The organism is Acinetobacter nectaris CIP 110549 (assembly GCF_000488215.1).
Classification (GTDB): domain Bacteria; phylum Pseudomonadota; class Gammaproteobacteria; order Pseudomonadales; family Moraxellaceae; genus Acinetobacter; species Acinetobacter nectaris.
This window is the reverse complement of the sequence record NZ_KI530723.1, coordinates 398,126-416,933: the sequence shown is the minus strand read 5'-3', so window position 1 is coordinate 416,933 and position 18,808 is coordinate 398,126. Positions and strand designations below refer to the sequence as shown.

Sequence of the window (18,808 nt, the reverse complement as noted above, 5' to 3'; positions counted from 1 at the left end):
AACCTCTATTTCTCGCTATTATTTAGTCTTTTGGGGACGTTGATAATTTGCTTTTTCGATTTGTTGTGAACGTTCAAAAGCAAGTGTGTTTTCAGGAACATCTCTTGTGATGACAGAACCTGCACCAATAGTTGCTCCTTTACCAATAGATAATGGCGCAACAAGAGAGCTATTTGACCCAATAAAAGCAGACTCACCAATAATTGTTTTATGCTTATTTACACCATCATAATTGCATGTAATTGTTCCTGCACCAATATTGGATGTTGCACCGACTTCACTGTCTCCTAAGTAGGTAAAATGGTTCGCTTTGACACCTTTTTCAAGGCGTGAGTTCTTAACCTCCACAAAGTTTCCAATATGAACTTCATCTGCAAGTTCTGTACCTGGTCTTAGGCGTGCAAACGGGCCTATAATAACTTTTTCGCCTACAATGGCATGATCAATGACGCTATATGGCTGAATCTTTGTATTCGAAGCAATACGTGCATCTTTTAAAATACATCCTGCACCAATTTCTACATTGCTGCCAATTTCACAATGACCTTCAAGAATGACATTGATATCAATATATACATCTTGTCCTGTTGTGACAGAGCCACGTAAATCGAATCGTGCAGGGTCGGCAAAAGCAACACCATTACGCATTAGGTTGAATGCCTGTTGTTGTTGAAATGCACGTTCTAAACTTGCAAGCTGAATACGGTCGTTAATACCTTCTACTTCAAAGTCGAGTGCGGGTTGAATTGAAGCAATTTCTAGACCATCGGCCACAGCCATTGCAACAATGTCAGTTAAATAATATTCACCCTGTGAATTTGCATTAGAAAGTTTTGGTAACCATTCGTGTAATTTGCGATTTTCAACGCAATAAATCCCAGTATTAATTTCTGTGATTTGACGCTGCTCTTCAGAGGCATCTTTATGTTCGACAATGGCTTGTACTTTTTGATTTTTACGTACAATTCGACCATATCCTGTCGTATTAACTACATTTAGGGTGATCATCCCAATACCAGTGTTTTGACTGGCTTCGAGAAGTTTTTCAAGCGTTTCTGAAGTGACTAAAGGAACATCGCCATATAAAATAAGTGAAAAACCATCATGAGGTAATACAGGCAAAGTCATTTGTACAGCATGACCCGTACCTAGTTGTTCTGCCTGTTCAACCCATTCAATCTTTTCTTGTTTAAAAGTTTCTTGAACCGTCGAGCCACCATGCCCAAAAATAGTAATAATGCGCTGGGCTTGTAGTTGTTTTGCTGTTTGAATGACATGACCAAGTAAAGGCTTGCCTGCTAAAGGTTGGAGCACTTTCGGTAATTGAGAGCGCATACGCGTTCCTTTACCAGCAGCGAGAATAATCACGGTAGTAGACATAATCATCCTATTGGAGTTAAACCGAGAAAAGTAAATAAATAAGTATACATATTGCAGCCCATAGACCTGCAATGATGTCATCTAGCATAATGCCAAAGCCACCATCCACTTTTGTATCAATAATGTGGATAGGCCATGGTTTCCATATATCAAATAAACGAAATAGGGCAAAGCCAATAAGTGCCCATTGTATATTCATTTCATTAAAATAAATTAAAGGCAGAAAAGTAATTGATTGCCCTGCAAATTCATCCCAAACAATTCGGCTATCATCGTGTACTTTAATGAGTGTTGCAGCTTTACCACAAATATAAATGCCAATAATTGACATGATGACCGTAATTGCTAACGTGCCATAAAACCCTGAGATTAAGAATAATGGAATAAATAACAGTGCAAAAGCAGAGCCAAATGTACCAGGAGCTTTAGGTGCAAGACCTGACCCAAGACCGACTGCAAGAAAAATAATGAAGCGTTGGTATAAGGAGAATTGCTTAAAATGAATTTTTGGTTTAGGCAAAATGTTGATACCCATGAAAGTTTAATGATTGTAATTTATCTTTATATGTCAGTCTTAGACCCAAATTAGATTCAATATGACCAACAATAGTGAGGGGAATAGTTTCTTCTAGACAAATTTTTTGATAATTTTCAGGGGAAATTGTAAAACATAACTCATAATCATCACCCCCAGCGAGCGCATATTGCCACTGTTCTTGAAATGAGAGGGAGCGTAATGCTTTATCTATTGGCAGATGTTCAAGCTGAATCATTGCACCTACATGTGATGCATTGAGAATATGCTGTAGGTCTTGGATTAACCCATCGGAGAGGTCAATCATACTCGAAGCAAGTCCGAGTAAATGTTTGCCCAATTCACAGCGTGGAGTAGGGTAGTCAAGTCGATGTTGTAAAGGGTGCTGTAAATGTTGTAGCCCATAAGCAGCATCACCAATTTGACCACTCACCACAATATAGTCACCAACTTGAGCGCCACTGCGAGTAATGGCTTGCCCTTGGGGTACCCAACCTAATGCCGTCACGCTAATAGTGAGATGAGGACCTTGAGTTGTATCACCACCAATTAGTTCGACTTGATGGGAAGAACAGCAGGCGAATAAACCTTGGCAAAACTCATCAAGCCATGGTTCATCTACTTCAGGCAATGTAATTGCCAATAATATGCTATGTGGCGTTGCTCCCATTGCTGCAAGGTCAGATAAATTGACAGCAACACTTTTCCATCCAATGGCATGAGCAGTGGTTGAAAGGGGGAAATGGCGCCCTGCAACCAAGGTATCTGTGCAAATGACGAGTTGTTGGTCAACAGGAGGGGTAATTAAGGCCGAATCATCGCCGATACCTAAGTTAATATTGCTTTGGTAAGCATGCTTTTGCTTAAAATAACGGTCAATAATTGAAAATTCGGCCATAACTCAGATCTTTATGCTTGCTTTTCAGCTTGACGCAATGTTTGTGCTAAACGGTCTAATACACCATTAATGTATTTATGACTGTCTGCACCACCGAAGTGTTTTGCGAGCTCAATGGCTTCATCAAGTACAACGCGGTACGGAATTTCTGCATGATCACGTAGTTCGTAAGCACCTAAGCGTAAAGTTGCAAGCTCTACACCATCAAGTGCAGTCAATTCACGATCAAGTACGCTTTTAAGCAGTTCATCAAGAACCTCACGCTCTGCAATGACACGTGTAAGAAGCTCATGATAGTAGTTTAAGTCAACTTTATGCATAGCATTGTCTGCACGTGTACGTGCTTCAATTTCATGTACAGGATTTTGGCTCATTTGCCATTCATAAATCCCTTGTACTGCAAAGCGACGTGCTTTACGTTTAGCAGCATAAATTGCTTGTTGTGTTTGTGACATCGATTAAATTGCCTTTAACAAGTTAACCATTTCAATGGCAGTAAGAGCAGCTTCGCTACCTTTGTTGCCCGCTTTAGTGCCTGAACGTTCGATGGCTTGTTCAATGCTGTCTGTAGTTAAGACACCATTAATCACTGGTAGACCAGTTTCAAGACCAACAACGCCTAATCCTTTTGCACATTCACCTGCAACAAAGTCAAAGTGAGGTGTACTACCACGGATTACAGCACCAAGCGCAATAATGGCATCATAAGTTGATGTATTTGCTAGTTTCTTAGCAACTACAGGAAGTTCCCATGCACCTGGTGCATGAACAACAGTAATATTTTCTTCAGCAACACCATGACGTTTTAATGTGTCAATGGCACCCTCAAGAAGATGTTCAACAACAAAACTGTTGAAACGTCCAACTAAAATCGCATAACGGCCTTCACCAGCGAGATGCATTAAACCTTCAATACGGCGAATAGCCATAAGAAACCTCTATTATTTTTCAGTAGATTGATCAGCAGAAATATATTCTACTACTTCTAAGTTAAAACCTGATAGTGCATTAAAACGTAAAGGTGAGCTGAGTAATTTCATTTGCTCAACCCCTAAATCACGTAAGATTTGAGCACCCACACCAATATTTTGGTATTGCTTAGATAACTCAGCATTTGACTTACTTGCTTTACGTGGTAGTAAAGATGTTTCTAAAGCATGACCAAGGTCTAACAAATGTTTTTGACCAATCCATACTAAAACACCACGCTCACTTTGTGCAATGTATTGAAGTGCATGATCTAAATTCCATGCGGTTTCACCAGATTGCGCTTTTAGTTTCACGAGATCACGCAGTGGGTTAAAGCCATGAACGCGAACAGTGGTTACCCCTTCTTTCGGTTCACCTTTAACAAGTGCAAGATGTGTTTCAGTATTACCATGTTCACGGTAACGGTAGAGTTCAAATGAGCCATATTCTGTCTCGATGGTCTCTTGTCCTAATCGCTCAACTGTTTGTTCATTTGTCATGCGATAATGAATCAGGTCGGCAATTGTACCAATTTTTAACTGATGTTTCTCGGCAAATTTTTCTAAATCTGGACGACGTGCCATTGTGCCGTCATCATTAATAATTTCACAGATAACAGATGCAGGCTCTAAACCAGCTAAGCGTGATAAATCTGAACCAGCTTCCGTATGTCCAGCACGATGTAGCACACCACCTGGTTGTGCCATGAGTGGGAAAACATGCCCAGGTTGTACAATATCTGAAGGTTTGGCATGTGCTGCGACGGCTGTACGAATTGTATGTGCACGCTCAGCCGCTGAAATACCTGTAGTTACACCTTCTGTTGCTTCAATGGAAAGTGTAAAGTTTGTTCCATGTTGCGCACCATTTTGGTCAACCATTAATGGAAGGTTTAACTGTTCACAACGTGATTTACTGAGTGTTAAGCAGACGAGGCCACGTGCATGGGTAATCATGAAGTTAATATCTTCAGCGCGTACATGTGTCGCTGCCATGACAAGATCACCTTCATTTTCACGATCTTCGTCATCCATGAGAATAACCATTTTACCAGCACGAATATCTTCTATGATTTCTTCTACTGTATTGAGTGACATTCGTCCACCTTTAGCAAGCTGCATAACATGACATGATACAAATCGTATTAAGTGATTTATGTTAGCAATATTTTATAGGACTTGCTGATATTTTATATTCAGACAATATGTCCTACAACGAAATTTATATAATCTAATCTCTACAATAAAAGAAATATAAAGGTTTGAAAAGTCATAGATGTCTGCTTCTCATTGTTTATCGTTAATTCTGTTGAATATCGTAAGCTTGAGTAAATGAAAAACGCCTGCAAATGCAGGCGTAAGAATTTATTTTTGAGGAGGGGTCTTCCCTTTGAGAATATCTGTTCTAAATTTTTGAGCTAAAATAGCACATGGCGTATTCATACCATTAATCATAAATGCATGGCGTGTGAGCACATTGGTTGGATTTGGTAAGGTAATCAGTTGGTAACATTCATTAATATTTTTTAGCATGGTATGGTCTAGATGAATTGCACTTTCTTTAGCACTAAGAGTTTGGCATAGTTTTGCGGCAGCTTGAGGTGCTTCAAGTTGCATTTCATCTACTGCATTAGATACACCACAACGTGTTTGTAAAACAAATCGCTTTTCTTCTCTATATCTTTTATAGAGAACCTCTGACAGTAGTTGGAACACAGCTGAGATCATGAGTAAGCAAGTTGCTGCTTTAGGTTTTTCTGTGCTCATGCAAATGGTTGCACCTTGTGCACTAAATTCTTCTTCAATAGAAATGGTTGATGTTGGAATTTGATAGTGTTGTGCACATAAAGCAATACTCTTATTTAAAAAAATCTGACATAGATTAAAATGAGAGGTTGCAACAGATTGACTTACTGAATTGAGCAGTTGCTTTGGGTCATAGAACTGAATATTTAAAGCAATGACTTGTTTATCAAGTATTACTTGCTTTCCATCATCTAAAAGTTGTGCTGTATCAAGCGTTTTTGCTTTTGGTGTTTCATTTTCGGCAGTAGAAGCTGATGCGGATTTTTCTTGCTCAAGTGCTTCAGTCAGTGCTTGAATTTCATTTTTTAAACGCATTTCATTATGAATACGGGCTAAATACTCTGTGCGACTTGGTCTTGCAATAACACGATAGGCGAGCCATAAAATAACATGTAAAAAGAAAGAGAGAACAATTGCAATCCACTCAGTACGTAAAATTTCACCAATACTTGGTTTTATGAGTGTGATTTCAATACGACCAATTTTTCTTTCGTTTTGTAGCGCATCGCGTGAAAAGACCTCACCTGTACGGGTTTGTTGCAGCCCACTGGTTGCTAATACATCATTGTTGGCACTTAGAATACGAATTGAAGCAACACTCGGATTACTCGAATAGCGGTTTGCAATAAGTGCCAACGAAACGGTATTGGGCGGACTTATTTCTTGCAAGCTATCTGCAACCAGTTGACTTGTCATGAGTTGACCTTGGTTTGCACGATTTTCTTTAAGTTGATACGTCGTTGCTAAAACTAATAAAAAAGTTTGTAGTGCAAAACTGATGATAAGCAGGCTGGCAAAGAGCCCTTGTCTAGGTGCATTCAAGGTAACATTCCAAAGCAATTGAGTGTATTTCTAGTGTCTATCTACAATAGTTTGGCCATTGAGCCGAAGTTTACTTATATCTATGAGTTTCATCAGTTAATTTCAGCAAAATACTCAGTAAGTATATAAATATTATTGCTAATAAATTGAAATTACTCATCATTATTTAAAATATGACATTTTATTATGTCAAATTCAGTTAATTTATGTATAAAGAGCTTCGGGCTTAACATCAAACTTATTGTTATAAGTGTAAAAAAATAGGCATTATTTTAACATAATAGAATGCTAAAGTAGGTAAATTGAAACCAATGAGTAACATAGAAGATTAACCATATGACGCAGATTACCCAAGGCCTATCATATAAGTTTACCCTTTTAGGGAAGGAACTCACGAGTCATCATTTTCAAGCACTAGCAAATTTCTTTCAGCGCTATCATTTAGTTCATGTTGAAAGTCAGACCAAGACATTATCTGAAGGGCAAGGGCACGATGCTACGCAGTTTATCGTAACAGCAGAACAGCCCTTCGAGATATTGCGTGATTTATGTTTGTCTTTTTCTGAAACAGAGCATGTCGATCTTGTGGTGCAATCATTGGACTTTAATACAAAGCAATGCCGTTTGGTATGCTTTGATATGGACTCAACACTTATTGGACAAGAAGTAATTGATGAGTTGGCAAAAGAAGCAGGCATAGGTGCACAAGTTGCAGAGATTACAGAGCGTGCTATGCAAGGTGAGTTAGACTTCCAAGAAAGCTTTCGTGCTCGTGTCGCGTTGTTAAAAGGACTAGACATAGATGTTTTAGAAAAAATTGCGTCTCGTTTAACAATTAATGAAGGAGCAGCGCGTTTAATTTCTACTTTGAAAGCACAAGGCATTCATACCGCAATTTTCTCAGGTGGGTTTCAATACTTTGCGGAATATCTACAAAAGAAACTGGGCTTAGATGAAGTACATGCCAATACTTTAGATATCCAAAATGGATATGTAACAGGTGAAGTAAAAGGCACAATTGTAGATGGTGCGCGTAAAGCTGAACTCTTGAAGGAACTATCTATAAAGTTGGATATCGGTCTAGAACAAACGATTGCTGTTGGTGATGGTGCAAATGATTTGCCAATGCTTTCACTTGCAGGGGTAGGGGTAGCATTTAGAGCGAAACCATTGGTACGTAAAAGTGCAAAACAAGCCATTTCTCATGTTGGTTTAGATGGTGTGCTGTATTTGCTTGATTACTCAGATAATCAAATTGAAACTAATCACATATAGCAATAAAACACCATAATTTCATAGAAGTGCTTATAAATTATGGTGTTTCTCTTTTTATAGATGAAGACGATTTTCATAAACAATATTTCTTATAAAAAATATATTTCCAGCATTTTATAGGCGGTATTTTTTTGTAATGACACGCTAAGCTATAGTCTTACTTGGCTATACGGTAAAGTACAAATTGAAAAAGTGTAATGACAAAATAATATAGCGACACCTTGTGTCGTACTAAGCAGATACAGCTCTTTTTTTTCCTTTTTTTTACTGCATAATGTCTTCGTAAGGAGTGTTGAATCAGATGTTTAGCTCCTTTGAGTTGCAACAAAATAAATAACATATACTTTATTTATGGTTCATCACATACAGTGATTGACGGAGGTTTTATGCTAACAGCAAGTTTTGCCAGTATGGTGGGGATGTTTCTCATCATGATTGCGCTTGTCTCTGTATATTTTTCACCGTATCGTCATTGGCTTGGGTTTATGCTAGCGGGTATGGTTTTTTGGGGCAGCGTTGAAATTATGCGATTGAGCGTGCAATATATTTTGCAATGCCCAGCAGCTTATAGCTATATAATTTCAGTATTTATAGGAATGGCAGGCATGCTGTTTGTATTACTTCGCCTAAACTATACTGAACAAAAAACACTTGCAAATCGACAGCTCATTGAACATACCCCTGTGTATGAAGACAAACAATAATAATAAGCAGTAGTAACTCACTCGACTCGGTGTATTGAAAAATACACCTTTTTTTTATCTAGATATTTCAAGATATGTATTTTAGTTCAAATCTAATGTTTCCTTGGGTATGATACGATGCTCTAATATTTGGGAATATGAGAATAGGCGAAATGCGTATGAATTTTTCAGCAATTCCTGTTGTGAAGTTACCAGTCGTTGATGTCAGTACAGATCCTTTAGATTTGTTGGTGGCAGGTATTGCATTGCGTATGAAGCAACTTGCAAAAACAAGTCCAAAGTTTATTGAGTTAACACATGATCGCCAAGTACGTGTTCAAATCAGTACGCAAAAAGGCATGGCACGCCAAATTATTATTGATAAGGGTGCTGTTTCAAGTGTATCGGGACAAGCAGAACCAGCCGATTTGGTACTCCAATTTAGAAATAGTGACCAAGGTGTCAAAACCTTTTTAAAGAATGATGCTTCAGCAATCTTATCTGGCATTCAAAAAGGAACGATTGAATTAGAGGGTGACCAAAGAGTATTGGTTGTTTTCGCAAAGTTATTACGTTTATTACCACCAAAACTACCAACATCTGTACAACAAAAAGTACAGCATGCGCGTGCTTTTATTCGTAAGAAAACAGGTAGATAATAAAAAAGCCCTTTGAAAGGGCTTTTTTTAATTCGTGATTTCAAGGTTAAATGTAACAGGGCCATCGTTAATGAGGTGGACTTTCATATCTGCTCCAAAGATGCCTGTTTCAACTGCTATATTTTGTGTTTGAGCATATTGCACAAGTTCTTCATAGAGGACTTTTGCATCTTGCGGTGGCATCGCATCGCCAAAATCTGGACGTAAGCCTTTTTGTGTTTTTGCCATAAGGGTAAACTGAGAAACCAATAAAATACTGCCTTGAGCTTGGGAGACATTCCATCCCATTTTTCCTTGCTCGTCATCAAAAATGCGATATTTTAGAATTTTATCAATTAGTTTTTTACCAATTTCCAAATGGTCTTCTTTTGAAATACCTAAAAAAATAAGTAAACCATGTTGAATTTCACCTGTTGTTTTTTCATCTACAACGACTTTAGCTTCTAGTACTCTTTGAATGAGGGCACGCATAATCTTTAAATAAAATAAGAATTGTATTTTTACTATAATATGAGATGTTCTGAAGTGAAAGAAAATAGATAACAGCATCGCTATTGAACAAGCATTACTAAATTCCTATACATTTTTGAACTCAATTGTTTTTCCGACCTTTCATCTCTTGAAAAATATGGTTTAATGCTAGAAGTCAAAAAAAAGCTATATTGATATGGAACCAATAATACAGTCGTTGCTTGATACGGATTTATATAAATTTACAATGCTCCAAGTGGTATTACACAAGTTTCCACAAACACATAGTGTGTACCAATTTCGTTGTCGTAACTTAGAGGATACGATTTATCCTTTACCTGACATATTAGATGAGCTAAATGAGCAACTCGACTTATTATGTGAACTACGATTTCAGCCAGATGAGCTATTATATTTAAGAAAACTGCGTTTTATTAAAAGTGACTTTGTTGACTATTTAGAGTTGTTTCAACTGAAGCGGCGTTTTATTGAGGTTGGCTTAGATTCGCAAGGACGTTTAGATATCCATATTGAAGGACCTATGATACAGGCATTGATGTTTGAGATATTTGTTCTATCGATTGTGAATGAGCTTTACTTTAGAAGACTGCACTCTACAGAGGTTTTAGCAGAAGGAGAGCGTCGACTACAACAAAAACTTGAACGTTTAAAAGTACTTGAAAAAAGACAGGCAGGTACAGAGCCACCATTTTTAATTGCAGACTTTGGAACGCGTCGCCGTTATAGCTTAGATTGGCAACGCCATGTTGTACAAGAGTTCAAACTTACTGCACCAACCATTTTCAGGGGGACGAGTAATGTCTTACTTGCAAAAGAGTTGGGAATGATTCCAATTGGCACAATGGCACATGAGTTTTTACAAGCCTTTCAAGCACTCGATGTTCGACTACGTGATTTTCAAAAAGCAGCACTTGAAGCATGGGTGCAAGAATACCGAGGAGACCTTGGCATTGCTTTGACCGATGTTGTAGGTATGGATGCATTTTTAAAAGATTTTGACTTATATTTTGCCAAATTATTTGATGGTTTACGCCATGATAGTGGTGATCCGTACTTGTGGGGTGATAAAGCCTATGCACACTACCAAAAGTTAAAAATAGACAGTAAAACTAAAATGCTCACATTTAGTGATGGATTAAACTTAGATCGTGCTTGGGATTTATACGAGTACTTTAAAGATCGTTTTAAAGTAAGTTTTGGTATTGGAACAAATCTCACTAATGATATGGGGCTTACGCCTTTAAACATTGTATTGAAATTGGTTGAGTGCAATGGTCAATCTGTCGCTAAAATTTCAGATAGTCCCGGAAAAACTATGACAGACAATGATACGTTTTTGGCATATTTAAGACAGATTTTTGAAATTCCGGCTGAATAACACATTCTTTTTTGTATTGAGCTTATACAAAATTCAGAAAAGCATGTGTTTGGCTTATGATAATATTGAAAATGTCAAAAAATATAGAACTTATTCATTATGACCACACCAGACTTGCCCTTTGGTTTGCTTATTGAAGCAGAAGAACTTGTTTCATATTTAGGTCATCCAAAACTACGTATTGTAGATTTAACACGACCATCTGTTTATGAGCAACTGCATATACCTCATGCAATTCATGTAAAGCCACAGCAATTGGTTCAACAACAAGGAACTGCATCGGGGTATTTGCCTGATGAACAACAGCTTCAAGCACTTGTGGACTATTTGCAACTTTCACCTGAGCATCATGTTGTGGCTTATGATGATGAAGGTGGTGGTTGGGCAAGTCGTTTGTTGTGGAACTTACACTGTATTGGTTTTCATAACACCAGTTTATTAAATGGTGGTATTCATGCTTGGCTTGGAGCAGGGTTGCCTACAAGTGATGTTATAGAAAATATTGAACGTACGAGTCATTTGATTCCTGCTCAAATTAAAGAACAAGAAAAATATCAAATTAGTTATACAGATTTGAAGCAACATGTTGAAAAACAAGATGTTCAGATTTGGGACAGTCGAACTTTTGATGAATATACAGGGAAAAGACTAGCTGCACGAAAGGGTGGGCATATTCCCAATGCCTATCACTTTGAATGGAGTAGTGCCCTAAATCGTGAAAATCGTTTAAAATTGCATTCTTTTGATCATATTAAAAAGAGTCTACAGCATGTGGGCTTTAATTTAGATCAGCCTGTAGTGGTATATTGCCAAGCTCATCATCGGTCAGCACTCGCTTATTTTGTCGGGCGATTATTGAATTGGGACATCCGTGCATATGATGGCGCATGGAGTGAGTGGGGCAATATGTCAGATAGTCCAATAGTTATGGGAGAGAGACCACTTTGAGTCTTGCATCATTAAAAAATAAGGTTTTTTTACAGGCACAACGTATTGTTCCTCAGCACCAACTTAGCCGTGTCGTGGGGAAGGTGGCTGCAAGTGAAAACTTAGTGGTTAAGAACTTAGCTATTCAGGCCTTTAAAGCAAAATATGGCATTGACCTTTCGATTGCTGAACAATCAGATGCTTTAAAATATAAATCGTTTAATGAGTTCTTTACACGCTCGCTTAAATCGGGTGTACGTCCGATTGATGAAGCTCAAACGCATATTGTTTCTCCTGCTGATGGTGCGATTTCCCAAATTGGCGAAATTGTGAATGGCGATATTTTTCAGGCAAAAGGTCAGAAGTTTACAGTTGAGCAATTAATTGGTGATCCACAGCTTGCACAGCCTTTTAAGCAAGGCAAATTTGCAACTGTTTATCTTTCTCCAAAAGATTACCATCGTGTACATATGCCATTTACAGGTACGCTTACAGAAACATTGTATGTGCCCGGAGAATTGTTTTCGGTTAACCAAGTGACTGCTGAAAATGTCGATGGTTTATTTGCACGTAATGAGCGTATGGTGTGTCTTTTTGATACGCAAGTTGGACGTATGGCAGTCGTGCTTGTTGGTGCAATGATTGTTGCAGGTATTGAAACTGTCGCGACAGGCAAAGTGAAACCGACAGGACGTCTTGAGTTACAACAGCATCAGCTTGAACTACAAAAAGGTGATGAGCTTGGTCGTTTTTACTTGGGCTCGACAGCAGTGGTTTTATTTGAAGAAAATGCAATGCAATGGGATCAAACGTTTCAAGCAACATCTCAAGTTGTAATGGGTGAAAAGCTAGGTGAGTTACTGTAGTTTTAGCTTTTAAATATAAAAAAGCGCGATAATTTATCGCGCTTTTATTTTTTACTCAGTACTTAAAACTTTTGTACATAAGAGTGGATCTGCTTTTATTTTTGCTTGTTCATCAGGCGAAAGGCTAAAATAGTGGTTCATGAGTTTATGTGCATAATCTTCATAGATTTTAGGCTTATAATAGGCATAATCTGGAATACCATTTGTTGCAATATCTTTAAAGTTTGAATACATATCATCAGGGTTTTTTGATAATTCTGGTTTACTAATAACAAAGCAAAGCGCCGTTCGATGATATGCCTTATCATCGTCATTCGGTTGGTGTTTTACGATGTAGATGTAGACAGATGCAATAATAACAACGAGTATACCGAGAATAGGTAAACCTATTTTTTTTGTGGTCATAATTTCCAATCTAATTTAGTTTTCGCTTTGGTAGAGACATTCTTTCGGAAAAACGGCTTTAAAGCAAGAACCCTCATTGGGAATTGACTCAATTTCTAAATATGCACCATGTTGCATGAGGACATGTTTAACAATTGCTAACCCGAGTCCTGTTCCACCTGTTTGACGACTTCGTGCACTGTCTACACGATAAAAACGTTCTGTGAGGCGAGGGAGGTGCTTGAGGTCGATGCCAATACCATTGTCTTGTACGGTAAAGTAGCCATTCTCTTGGTCATCATGCCAACCAATAGTGATATTACCACCACCTTTAGGGGTGTATTTTATGGCATTGGTAATTAGGTTGCCAAAAGCGCTCGCAAGCTCCATATCTGAGCCAATAAGATCACAGTGGCTATCTATTTCTAGATGCAGCATATGACCATATTCACTGTTATATGCCTGTGCATCATCAAAAAGTTGAGTCATTAGACTTGGCATTTCAACAATTTGGTTTTTGGTAATTATTTTTTCACTTTCAAGACGAGAAAGGAGCAGTAAATCATTAACCAACGCATTCATACGGCGTGTTTGAGACTGCATTTGATCGAATGCACGTTTCCAGCGTGGGTTAAAATCATCTTGCTCTTGAAATGTTTCTAAGTAACCACTTAAAACGGTTAGAGGTGTACGTAACTCATGCGAAATATTGTCGACAAAGTCTTTACGCATTTGTTCTAGGTTATGAATACGCGTGACATCGTATGCGAGTAATAAGCGACTTTCTACACCAAAGCGAGTGAGTTTAATTTGGACGTAATGACCTTCATATAAAGAAGACTCAATTTTAATACCGTCTGGGTGCTGTTCCATGTCTTGGAAATATTCAACAAATGCAGGACGGCGTAAAATCCCTAAAATATTATTGCCTTGGTCACTTGGCTTAATGCCTAAAATACGTTCGGCAGCAGGGTTAAACCATTCAATTTGATGAAGTTCATCTGTAATAACTACGGCTTCAGTAAGTGCAAATAGCGATGCCTGTGCACGGTCGATGAGACTGACCATTTCAGCTTGTACAACACGCTCTTGGCGTTGTGCACGATAAATATTAAAAAGCAGCGCACCCCAAATACCATTAATATTTGGTGGTGCATCATAAGGGCGATTTGAAATCCATTCATTGACTAAATAGAGTGCTCGAATTTGCAGGGCAGTAAATACACTAAACCCAATCGCAATACATAGCCAAAAGTGCCCAATTCCAAGCCCAATAAGCCCAGCAATAAGTAGAAAAAAGAGCAGTAATTTGAAGTCTTGTTTTGCAGATTCCCACAAACTACTATAACGATACTTTTTATGCTCGTGACTTAACTCAGGCGTTGGATAGGGTTCATACATAGGAAAAAGGTCTTAAGCGTCTGTGCGTGTCGAGAAGCGATAGCCTGTTCCACGAACAGTTTGGACAAAACGATCGGCACCAAAAGGTTCTAAAATTTTACGTAAGCGACGAATATGAACGTCAATTGTACGGTCTTCAATATAAACACTTCCACCCCAAACATGGTCTAGAAGTTGTGCACGTGTATAAGCACGTTCAGAATGCGTCATGAAAAATGCAAGTAGACGGTATTCCGTTGGACCCATATCTAAAATATTGTCGTTAAAGCTAACACGTTGGCTTACAGGGTCAAGAATTAATCCATTGGCATCAATCGTTTTTTCACCGCTTAAAGCACTTGAGCGACGTAAAACAGCTTTAATACGTGAAATAAGTTCGCGTGTGGAAAAAGGCTTAGTCATATAGTCATCTGCACCAGCATCTAGACCTTGTACTTTATGATCTTCTTCACCACGAGCTGTAAGCATAATGACAGGAATTTCGGCAAGTGTTTCGTCTCTTTTTAGACGGTAGCACAGGTCTACACCACTTAAACCACCCGGTAACATCCAGTCGAGTAACACTAAAGATGGGCGTCGGTCTACAATCATTTGATGTGCTTGTTTTGCATCTTCAGCCTGTAAACATTGATAACCTGCCATATCTAGTGAAGTATGAATCATTTCACGAATAGGTAACTCATCATCGACAATTAAAATATAGTCATCTTTCACTACGTCACACCCTATATGAGAATTTCATTAAAACCTTATAGGAGTATTACAAAGATTTATTATGACAGTATTATTGCAATAGTTGTAAGGATGTAACATTTTAATGTTTTTTTATGACAAAATCACATATTCTTCATGAATATTACATGACATTTTTTTTACAAAACAATACATTAAATATTTATAATATAACTTTTAGATTTTATTTCTGTTTAATAATTCATTTAATTTGTTTAAAAACAATAAATTAAATTAATTTTTAAAGAGAATCGATATAAAGCATATAAAAATAATTAAAAAACGAATAAAAAATGAGATATTTTATTTTATCGCCTGATTGAAATGCGTAAACTCAAGAATATCTATTACATTTTGAACGAAGAATGATGGCTGAAGATTTAAAAGTAACGCAAGGTAGTAAGGCTGAACAATATCAAGATATTATTCCGCAGATTTTGGGAATTATTTCAGATGAACCTGATTTAATTGCAAACCTAGCAAATATTACAGCAGCATTGAAAGAACAGTTTAACTGGTTTTGGGTTGGTTTTTATTTGGTGAAAGACAATGAACTTGTTTTAGCACCATTTCAAGGACCAATCGCATGCACACGTATTGCAAAAGGACGAGGGGTATGTGGTGATGCATGGGAAAAGTCAGAAGTATTAATTGTAGCTGATGTGGATGCATATCCCGGGCATATTGCATGTAGCTCGCAGTCAAAGTCTGAAATTGTACTGCCTATTCTAAGAAATGGGGTATGTATGGGCGTATTAGATATTGATAGCAGTGAGCTGAATACTTTTGATGAAGTGGATGCACAGTATCTACAAAAAATTATTGATGCAATTCAGTTCTGATCTTGCTGTACGTGCTGTAAGGTATATTCATTATGAATATACCTTAATGAAATTAAACCAGTTTACGAATGGCTTTTTTCTTCCAAACAAATTGGTAATAACTAAATTGAAAAAGGCTTAAGCTGACAAATGATAGGGCATACGCAAACCAAATGCCTTGTAAGCCCCAAAAGTGGCTAAACAAATATGCACATGGCACTTCTATAATAAAAATCGTTGCAATATTAATGAGCATTGGAGGTGTAACAGTCCCTGATGCGCGCATGATTGATGCAAATATAGCATTGATCCCTAAGAATAAAATTGCCCATAAAATTGTAAAAAGTAATTTTTGCCCTAGCGCGACAACATTAGGGTCTGTAATGAATAAATTCATTAAATAGCGAGAAAATAGATACGCGAGAAGTACCAAAGATCCTGTAATTGCTAAATTCATAAGCAAAGCAGTTTTAGTCACTTTCGACAATAGCTCTGCTTTTCCTGCACCAATGGCTTGTGCACCAAAAATCGAAGCTGCGATTGCAATTGAAAAGGCAGGAAATTGAATGTAATTAATGACTTGATTTAGTGCACCATATGCTGCGGTTGCATCTGCACCAAAAGAATTGACTAAACGAATGACTACAAGCCCTGCAACAGATGCGGTAATCATTTGAATACCTGTTGGGACACCGAGTTTTAAAATGGTTGTACTGAGCTGAGCATGGTGTCTAATTTCTTTAAAGAGTGCTTTGTTGGGTCTGAGTGGATGTTGCTTTTTATTTAGGTAAAACCCTAAGAAGAGCAGAATAGCGAGATTGCCAATAATAGAAGCAATTGCAGGTGAGATAATGCCGAGTTGAGGTAGTCCAAAATAACCTTGAATGAGTGCAGGTGTAATAAATAAACCGAGTAAACTGGTGATAGCAAGGGAAAGAAGCGGAGTAAAACTGTCTCCAACGCCTCTAAGTAAAGAGGTATAGACAATATATAAGAAGAGCAATGGACTACCAATAAGCATACTTCGTATATAAGGCTCTGCTAGATGAGAAACATCGGGTGCAACACCAAGGAGTTGTAATAAAGGGTGTGTAAATGTTAAGCCCAATATTGCAATAATGACCCCTGAAATAATAGTCATAAACACCGTAGAGCCTACTGCACGGCGAACGGTTTCTAAGTTACCTGCTCCCCATGCCTGACCAACTAAAACGCTTGCACCTGAAGATAGACCGATCATAAAAGACAGTAAGCAAAATATGATTGGAAAAAATACCGCAACCGCAGCAACTGCATGAACACCAAGTAACTGCCCTACAAAAACAGTATTAATGGTCATAGAAAGGTTTTGTAGAATGTTGGTGGCAATCAGTGGTAGTAAAAATAGAAAAAATGACTTCCAAAGTTTTTGGTCAGTTACTAAGGGACGCTGCTGCATTAAACTGACCTACTCACTAAAAGACATAATTTTAAAACTTCTCTTGGTTTTGGTACAGCATTGCTTTGTAATATCGACTTATTTTACTTGATTTAAAATATCAACTGCCTGTTCTAATGTGGTTTGTTTTTTTGCAAAGCAAAGGCGCAATAGTTTTAATGATTGTGGTGCTTCTTTGTAAAATGCCGATAATGGAATAGTCACGATTTTATATTGCTCTGCAAGGTATTGGCACATTTCATGGTCGGATAAGTTGGGGCGAATATTGCGATAGTCAAGCAATTGAAAGTAAGTGCCTTGAGTTGCTTGTAACTCAAATGCAGAATCTTTCAGTCCATTAAGGACATAATCTCGTTTATTTTGATAAAAAGAAGCAAGGTTTGTAATGTGTTCAGGCGTATGCTCAATAAACTTGCTTAAAGCAATTTGTACAGGTGAGACCCCACAAAAACAGGCAAACTGATATACCTGCCTAAACTGTTTCATTAAGTCGGATGACCCTACGCAATAGCCTGTTTTCCATCCTGTCACATGAAAGGTCTTTCCAAATGAGCCTACTACGAGGCTTCTGTCACGCAGTGCTGCAAATGAGAGGGCGCTATAGTGATGTTTTTTATCAAAAAGAATATGCTCGTAAACTTCATCTGACAGCACAATAATGTTGGTGTCTTGAATGAGTTCAATAAGTGTTTGCCAATCTTCTTTTGACCAAATAGCTCCTGTGGGATTATGTGGTGTATTTACAATAATCATGCGTGTTTTAGCAGTAATACTGTCTTTTACACGTTGCCAATCGACATGAAAGCTTGGTGCATCGAGCGTAATATGTTTAGGAATGCCTTGAGCAAGTAGTACAGTTGGGTTGTAACTGTCATAGCTTGGATCAAAGATAATGACTTCATCACCTGCATGAACAAATGCTTGTATGGCACTATGCAGTGCAATGGTTGCACCTGCGGTAATAGTAATATCTGTAATTGGGTCTAATGGTGTTTGATCACGCTGATAAAATATTTCTGAAACTTGTTCACGTAAGGAGAGTAGTCCATCTCCTGCAGGATATTGGTTATAGCCTGCTAGAGTTGCTTGTGCTAAATCTTCTAAAAGTTGTGGTGGTGCAGAAAAGTCGGGAAAGCCTTGCGATAAATTTAAGGCATTTAAACGCTGTGCGAGATGAGACATGACTGAAAAAATAGTCGTGCCCTGATTTGGAAGTTTTGCATTTGGAATTTGCATGAGATGACCTAGTTGCTATTGTTATATTTAGACGGGTTCTCATACATCATGCAGTATATTCTTTCATGCGTCATCCATGACTTAATGAAAAAATATGATTTAGTTAT

General features: G+C 37.8%; 19 protein-coding genes and 1 pseudogene. 7 read left to right on the top strand and 13 right to left on the bottom strand.

What is annotated here, in order from left to right; translation table 11 throughout:
- Window positions 1-18 precede the first annotated feature (18 nt).
- The 7 genes from glmU to P256_RS08355 form a co-directional block, all read right to left on the bottom strand.
- Window positions 19-1,380 (bottom strand): bifunctional UDP-N-acetylglucosamine diphosphorylase/glucosamine-1-phosphate N-acetyltransferase GlmU, encoded by a 1,362-nt coding sequence (gene glmU / locus P256_RS08385; RefSeq protein WP_023273257.1) that lies wholly within the window; start codon window positions 1,378-1,380, stop codon window positions 19-21.
- Window positions 1,381-1,396: 16 nt separating this feature from the next.
- Window positions 1,397-1,915 carry a phosphatidylglycerophosphatase A family protein gene (locus P256_RS08380; RefSeq protein WP_023273256.1) on the bottom strand — a complete coding sequence of 173 codons (519 nt, stop codon included), beginning with the start codon at window positions 1,913-1,915 and terminating at the stop codon, window positions 1,397-1,399.
- A complete protein-coding gene (gene thiL, locus P256_RS08375; RefSeq protein WP_023273255.1) occupies window positions 1,893-2,813 on the bottom strand; it encodes a thiamine-phosphate kinase in 921 nt (306 codons plus the stop codon). Before thiL ends, P256_RS08380 begins: the two co-directional genes overlap by 23 nt.
- Window positions 2,814-2,824: 11 nt before the next feature.
- Entirely contained in the window at window positions 2,825-3,268 is a 444-nt protein-coding gene (gene nusB, locus P256_RS08370) for a transcription antitermination factor NusB (RefSeq protein ID WP_023273254.1), read from the bottom strand.
- Window positions 3,269-3,271: 3 nt separating this feature from the next.
- Window positions 3,272-3,742 carry a 6,7-dimethyl-8-ribityllumazine synthase gene (ribH, locus tag P256_RS08365; RefSeq protein WP_023273253.1) on the bottom strand — a complete coding sequence of 157 codons (471 nt, stop codon included), beginning with the start codon at window positions 3,740-3,742 and terminating at the stop codon, window positions 3,272-3,274.
- Between the two features lie 12 nt (window positions 3,743-3,754).
- Entirely contained in the window at window positions 3,755-4,879 is a 1,125-nt protein-coding gene (ribBA, locus tag P256_RS08360) for a bifunctional 3,4-dihydroxy-2-butanone-4-phosphate synthase/GTP cyclohydrolase II (RefSeq protein ID WP_040331975.1), read from the bottom strand.
- A 267-nt stretch (window positions 4,880-5,146) separates the two neighbouring features.
- Window positions 5,147-6,427 carry a hypothetical protein gene (locus tag P256_RS08355; RefSeq protein ID WP_407637986.1) on the bottom strand — a complete coding sequence of 427 codons (1,281 nt, stop codon included), beginning with the start codon at window positions 6,425-6,427 and terminating at the stop codon, window positions 5,147-5,149.
- Window positions 6,428-6,946: 519 nt separating this feature from the next.
- On the opposite strand from P256_RS08355, the pseudogene serB reads away from it, so the two are divergent.
- From serB to P256_RS08340, 3 genes and pseudogenes are all read left to right on the top strand, one after another.
- A pseudogene (gene serB, locus P256_RS08350) lies at window positions 6,947-7,684 on the top strand (phosphoserine phosphatase SerB); the annotation flags it as partial.
- Between the two features lie 386 nt (window positions 7,685-8,070).
- The gene (gene aciT, locus P256_RS08345; RefSeq protein WP_023273249.1) at window positions 8,071-8,388 is read left to right on the top strand and encodes an AciT family ciprofloxacin tolerance protein; all 318 of its coding nucleotides are present in this window, start codon (window positions 8,071-8,073) and stop codon (window positions 8,386-8,388) included.
- Window positions 8,389-8,546: 158 nt separating this feature from the next.
- Complete coding sequence (locus P256_RS08340; RefSeq protein WP_040332021.1) at window positions 8,547-9,026, top strand: hypothetical protein; 480 nt, start codon at window positions 8,547-8,549, stop codon at window positions 9,024-9,026.
- Between the two features lie 27 nt (window positions 9,027-9,053).
- Here P256_RS08340 and dtd read toward each other — a convergent pair whose 3' ends face one another.
- Window positions 9,054-9,497, bottom strand: coding sequence for a D-aminoacyl-tRNA deacylase (gene dtd, locus P256_RS08335; RefSeq protein WP_023273247.1), 444 nt, complete (start codon window positions 9,495-9,497; stop codon window positions 9,054-9,056).
- Between the two features lie 196 nt (window positions 9,498-9,693).
- On the opposite strand from dtd, the gene pncB reads away from it, so the two are divergent.
- From pncB to asd, 3 genes are all read left to right on the top strand, one after another.
- Window positions 9,694-10,896 carry a nicotinate phosphoribosyltransferase gene (gene pncB / locus P256_RS08330; RefSeq protein WP_023273246.1) on the top strand — a complete coding sequence of 401 codons (1,203 nt, stop codon included), beginning with the start codon at window positions 9,694-9,696 and terminating at the stop codon, window positions 10,894-10,896.
- A gap of 99 nt (window positions 10,897-10,995) precedes the next feature.
- Window positions 10,996-11,844, top strand: a complete 849-nt coding sequence (locus P256_RS08325; RefSeq protein ID WP_023273245.1) for a sulfurtransferase — start codon at window positions 10,996-10,998, stop codon at window positions 11,842-11,844.
- Window positions 11,841-12,689, top strand: coding sequence for an archaetidylserine decarboxylase (gene asd, locus P256_RS08320; protein ID WP_023273244.1), 849 nt, complete (start codon window positions 11,841-11,843; stop codon window positions 12,687-12,689). Before P256_RS08325 ends, asd begins: the two co-directional genes overlap by 4 nt.
- Before the next feature lie 51 nt (window positions 12,690-12,740).
- Here asd and P256_RS08315 read toward each other — a convergent pair whose 3' ends face one another.
- The 3 genes from P256_RS08315 to phoB are packed head-to-tail and all read right to left on the bottom strand — an operon-like array spanning window position 12,741 to window position 15,188.
- Complete coding sequence (locus tag P256_RS08315) at window positions 12,741-13,094, bottom strand: hypothetical protein (RefSeq protein ID WP_023273243.1); 354 nt, start codon at window positions 13,092-13,094, stop codon at window positions 12,741-12,743.
- A gap of 15 nt (window positions 13,095-13,109) precedes the next feature.
- Window positions 13,110-14,474: a phosphate regulon sensor histidine kinase PhoR gene (gene phoR / locus P256_RS08310; protein ID WP_023273242.1), complete on the bottom strand. Its 1,365-nt coding sequence runs from the start codon at window positions 14,472-14,474 to the stop codon at window positions 13,110-13,112.
- A gap of 12 nt (window positions 14,475-14,486) precedes the next feature.
- On the bottom strand, window positions 14,487-15,188 hold the full coding sequence (gene phoB / locus P256_RS08305; RefSeq protein WP_023273241.1) for a phosphate regulon transcriptional regulator PhoB: 702 nt from the start codon (window positions 15,186-15,188) through the stop codon (window positions 14,487-14,489).
- A gap of 386 nt (window positions 15,189-15,574) precedes the next feature.
- Here phoB and P256_RS08300 point away from each other — a divergent pair, with 386 nt between their 5' ends.
- Complete coding sequence (locus P256_RS08300) at window positions 15,575-16,048, top strand: GAF domain-containing protein (RefSeq protein WP_023273240.1); 474 nt, start codon at window positions 15,575-15,577, stop codon at window positions 16,046-16,048.
- A 52-nt stretch (window positions 16,049-16,100) separates the two neighbouring features.
- On the opposite strand, the gene P256_RS08295 is transcribed toward P256_RS08300, so the two are convergent.
- Together P256_RS08295 and P256_RS08290 are read right to left on the bottom strand one after the other, a co-directional pair.
- On the bottom strand, window positions 16,101-17,465 hold the full coding sequence (locus P256_RS08295; RefSeq protein ID WP_023273239.1) for an MATE family efflux transporter: 1,365 nt from the start codon (window positions 17,463-17,465) through the stop codon (window positions 16,101-16,103).
- Between the two features lie 78 nt (window positions 17,466-17,543).
- Complete coding sequence (locus tag P256_RS08290; protein WP_023273238.1) at window positions 17,544-18,701, bottom strand: methionine aminotransferase; 1,158 nt, start codon at window positions 18,699-18,701, stop codon at window positions 17,544-17,546.
- Between the last annotated feature and the right edge of the window lie 107 nt (window positions 18,702-18,808).

Coding starts and splice junctions, on each gene's coding strand:
- thiL (WP_023273255.1), bottom strand. CDS start 2,813: ATGGCCGAATTTTCAATTATTGACCGTTATTTTAAGCAAAAGCATGCT.
- P256_RS08315 (WP_023273243.1), bottom strand. CDS start 13,094: ATGACCACAAAAAAAATAGGTTTACCTATTCTCGGTATACTCGTTGTT.
- phoR (WP_023273242.1), bottom strand. CDS start 14,474: ATGTATGAACCCTATCCAACGCCTGAGTTAAGTCACGAGCATAAAAAG.
- aciT (WP_023273249.1), top strand. CDS start 8,071: ATGCTAACAGCAAGTTTTGCCAGTATGGTGGGGATGTTTCTCATCATG.
- P256_RS08290 (WP_023273238.1), bottom strand. CDS start 18,701: ATGCAAATTCCAAATGCAAAACTTCCAAATCAGGGCACGACTATTTTT.
- dtd (WP_023273247.1), bottom strand. CDS start 9,497: ATGCGTGCCCTCATTCAAAGAGTACTAGAAGCTAAAGTCGTTGTAGAT.
- P256_RS08340 (WP_040332021.1), top strand. CDS start 8,547: ATGAATTTTTCAGCAATTCCTGTTGTGAAGTTACCAGTCGTTGATGTC.
- P256_RS08325 (WP_023273245.1), top strand. CDS start 10,996: ATGACCACACCAGACTTGCCCTTTGGTTTGCTTATTGAAGCAGAAGAA.
- nusB (WP_023273254.1), bottom strand. CDS start 3,268: ATGTCACAAACACAACAAGCAATTTATGCTGCTAAACGTAAAGCACGT.
- ribBA (WP_040331975.1), bottom strand. CDS start 4,879: ATGTCACTCAATACAGTAGAAGAAATCATAGAAGATATTCGTGCTGGT.
- ribH (WP_023273253.1), bottom strand. CDS start 3,742: ATGGCTATTCGCCGTATTGAAGGTTTAATGCATCTCGCTGGTGAAGGC.
- glmU (WP_023273257.1), bottom strand. CDS start 1,380: ATGTCTACTACCGTGATTATTCTCGCTGCTGGTAAAGGAACGCGTATG.
- P256_RS08295 (WP_023273239.1), bottom strand. CDS start 17,465: ATGCAGCAGCGTCCCTTAGTAACTGACCAAAAACTTTGGAAGTCATTT.
- P256_RS08380 (WP_023273256.1), bottom strand. CDS start 1,915: ATGGGTATCAACATTTTGCCTAAACCAAAAATTCATTTTAAGCAATTC.
- P256_RS08300 (WP_023273240.1), top strand. CDS start 15,575: ATGGCTGAAGATTTAAAAGTAACGCAAGGTAGTAAGGCTGAACAATAT.
- pncB (WP_023273246.1), top strand. CDS start 9,694: ATGGAACCAATAATACAGTCGTTGCTTGATACGGATTTATATAAATTT.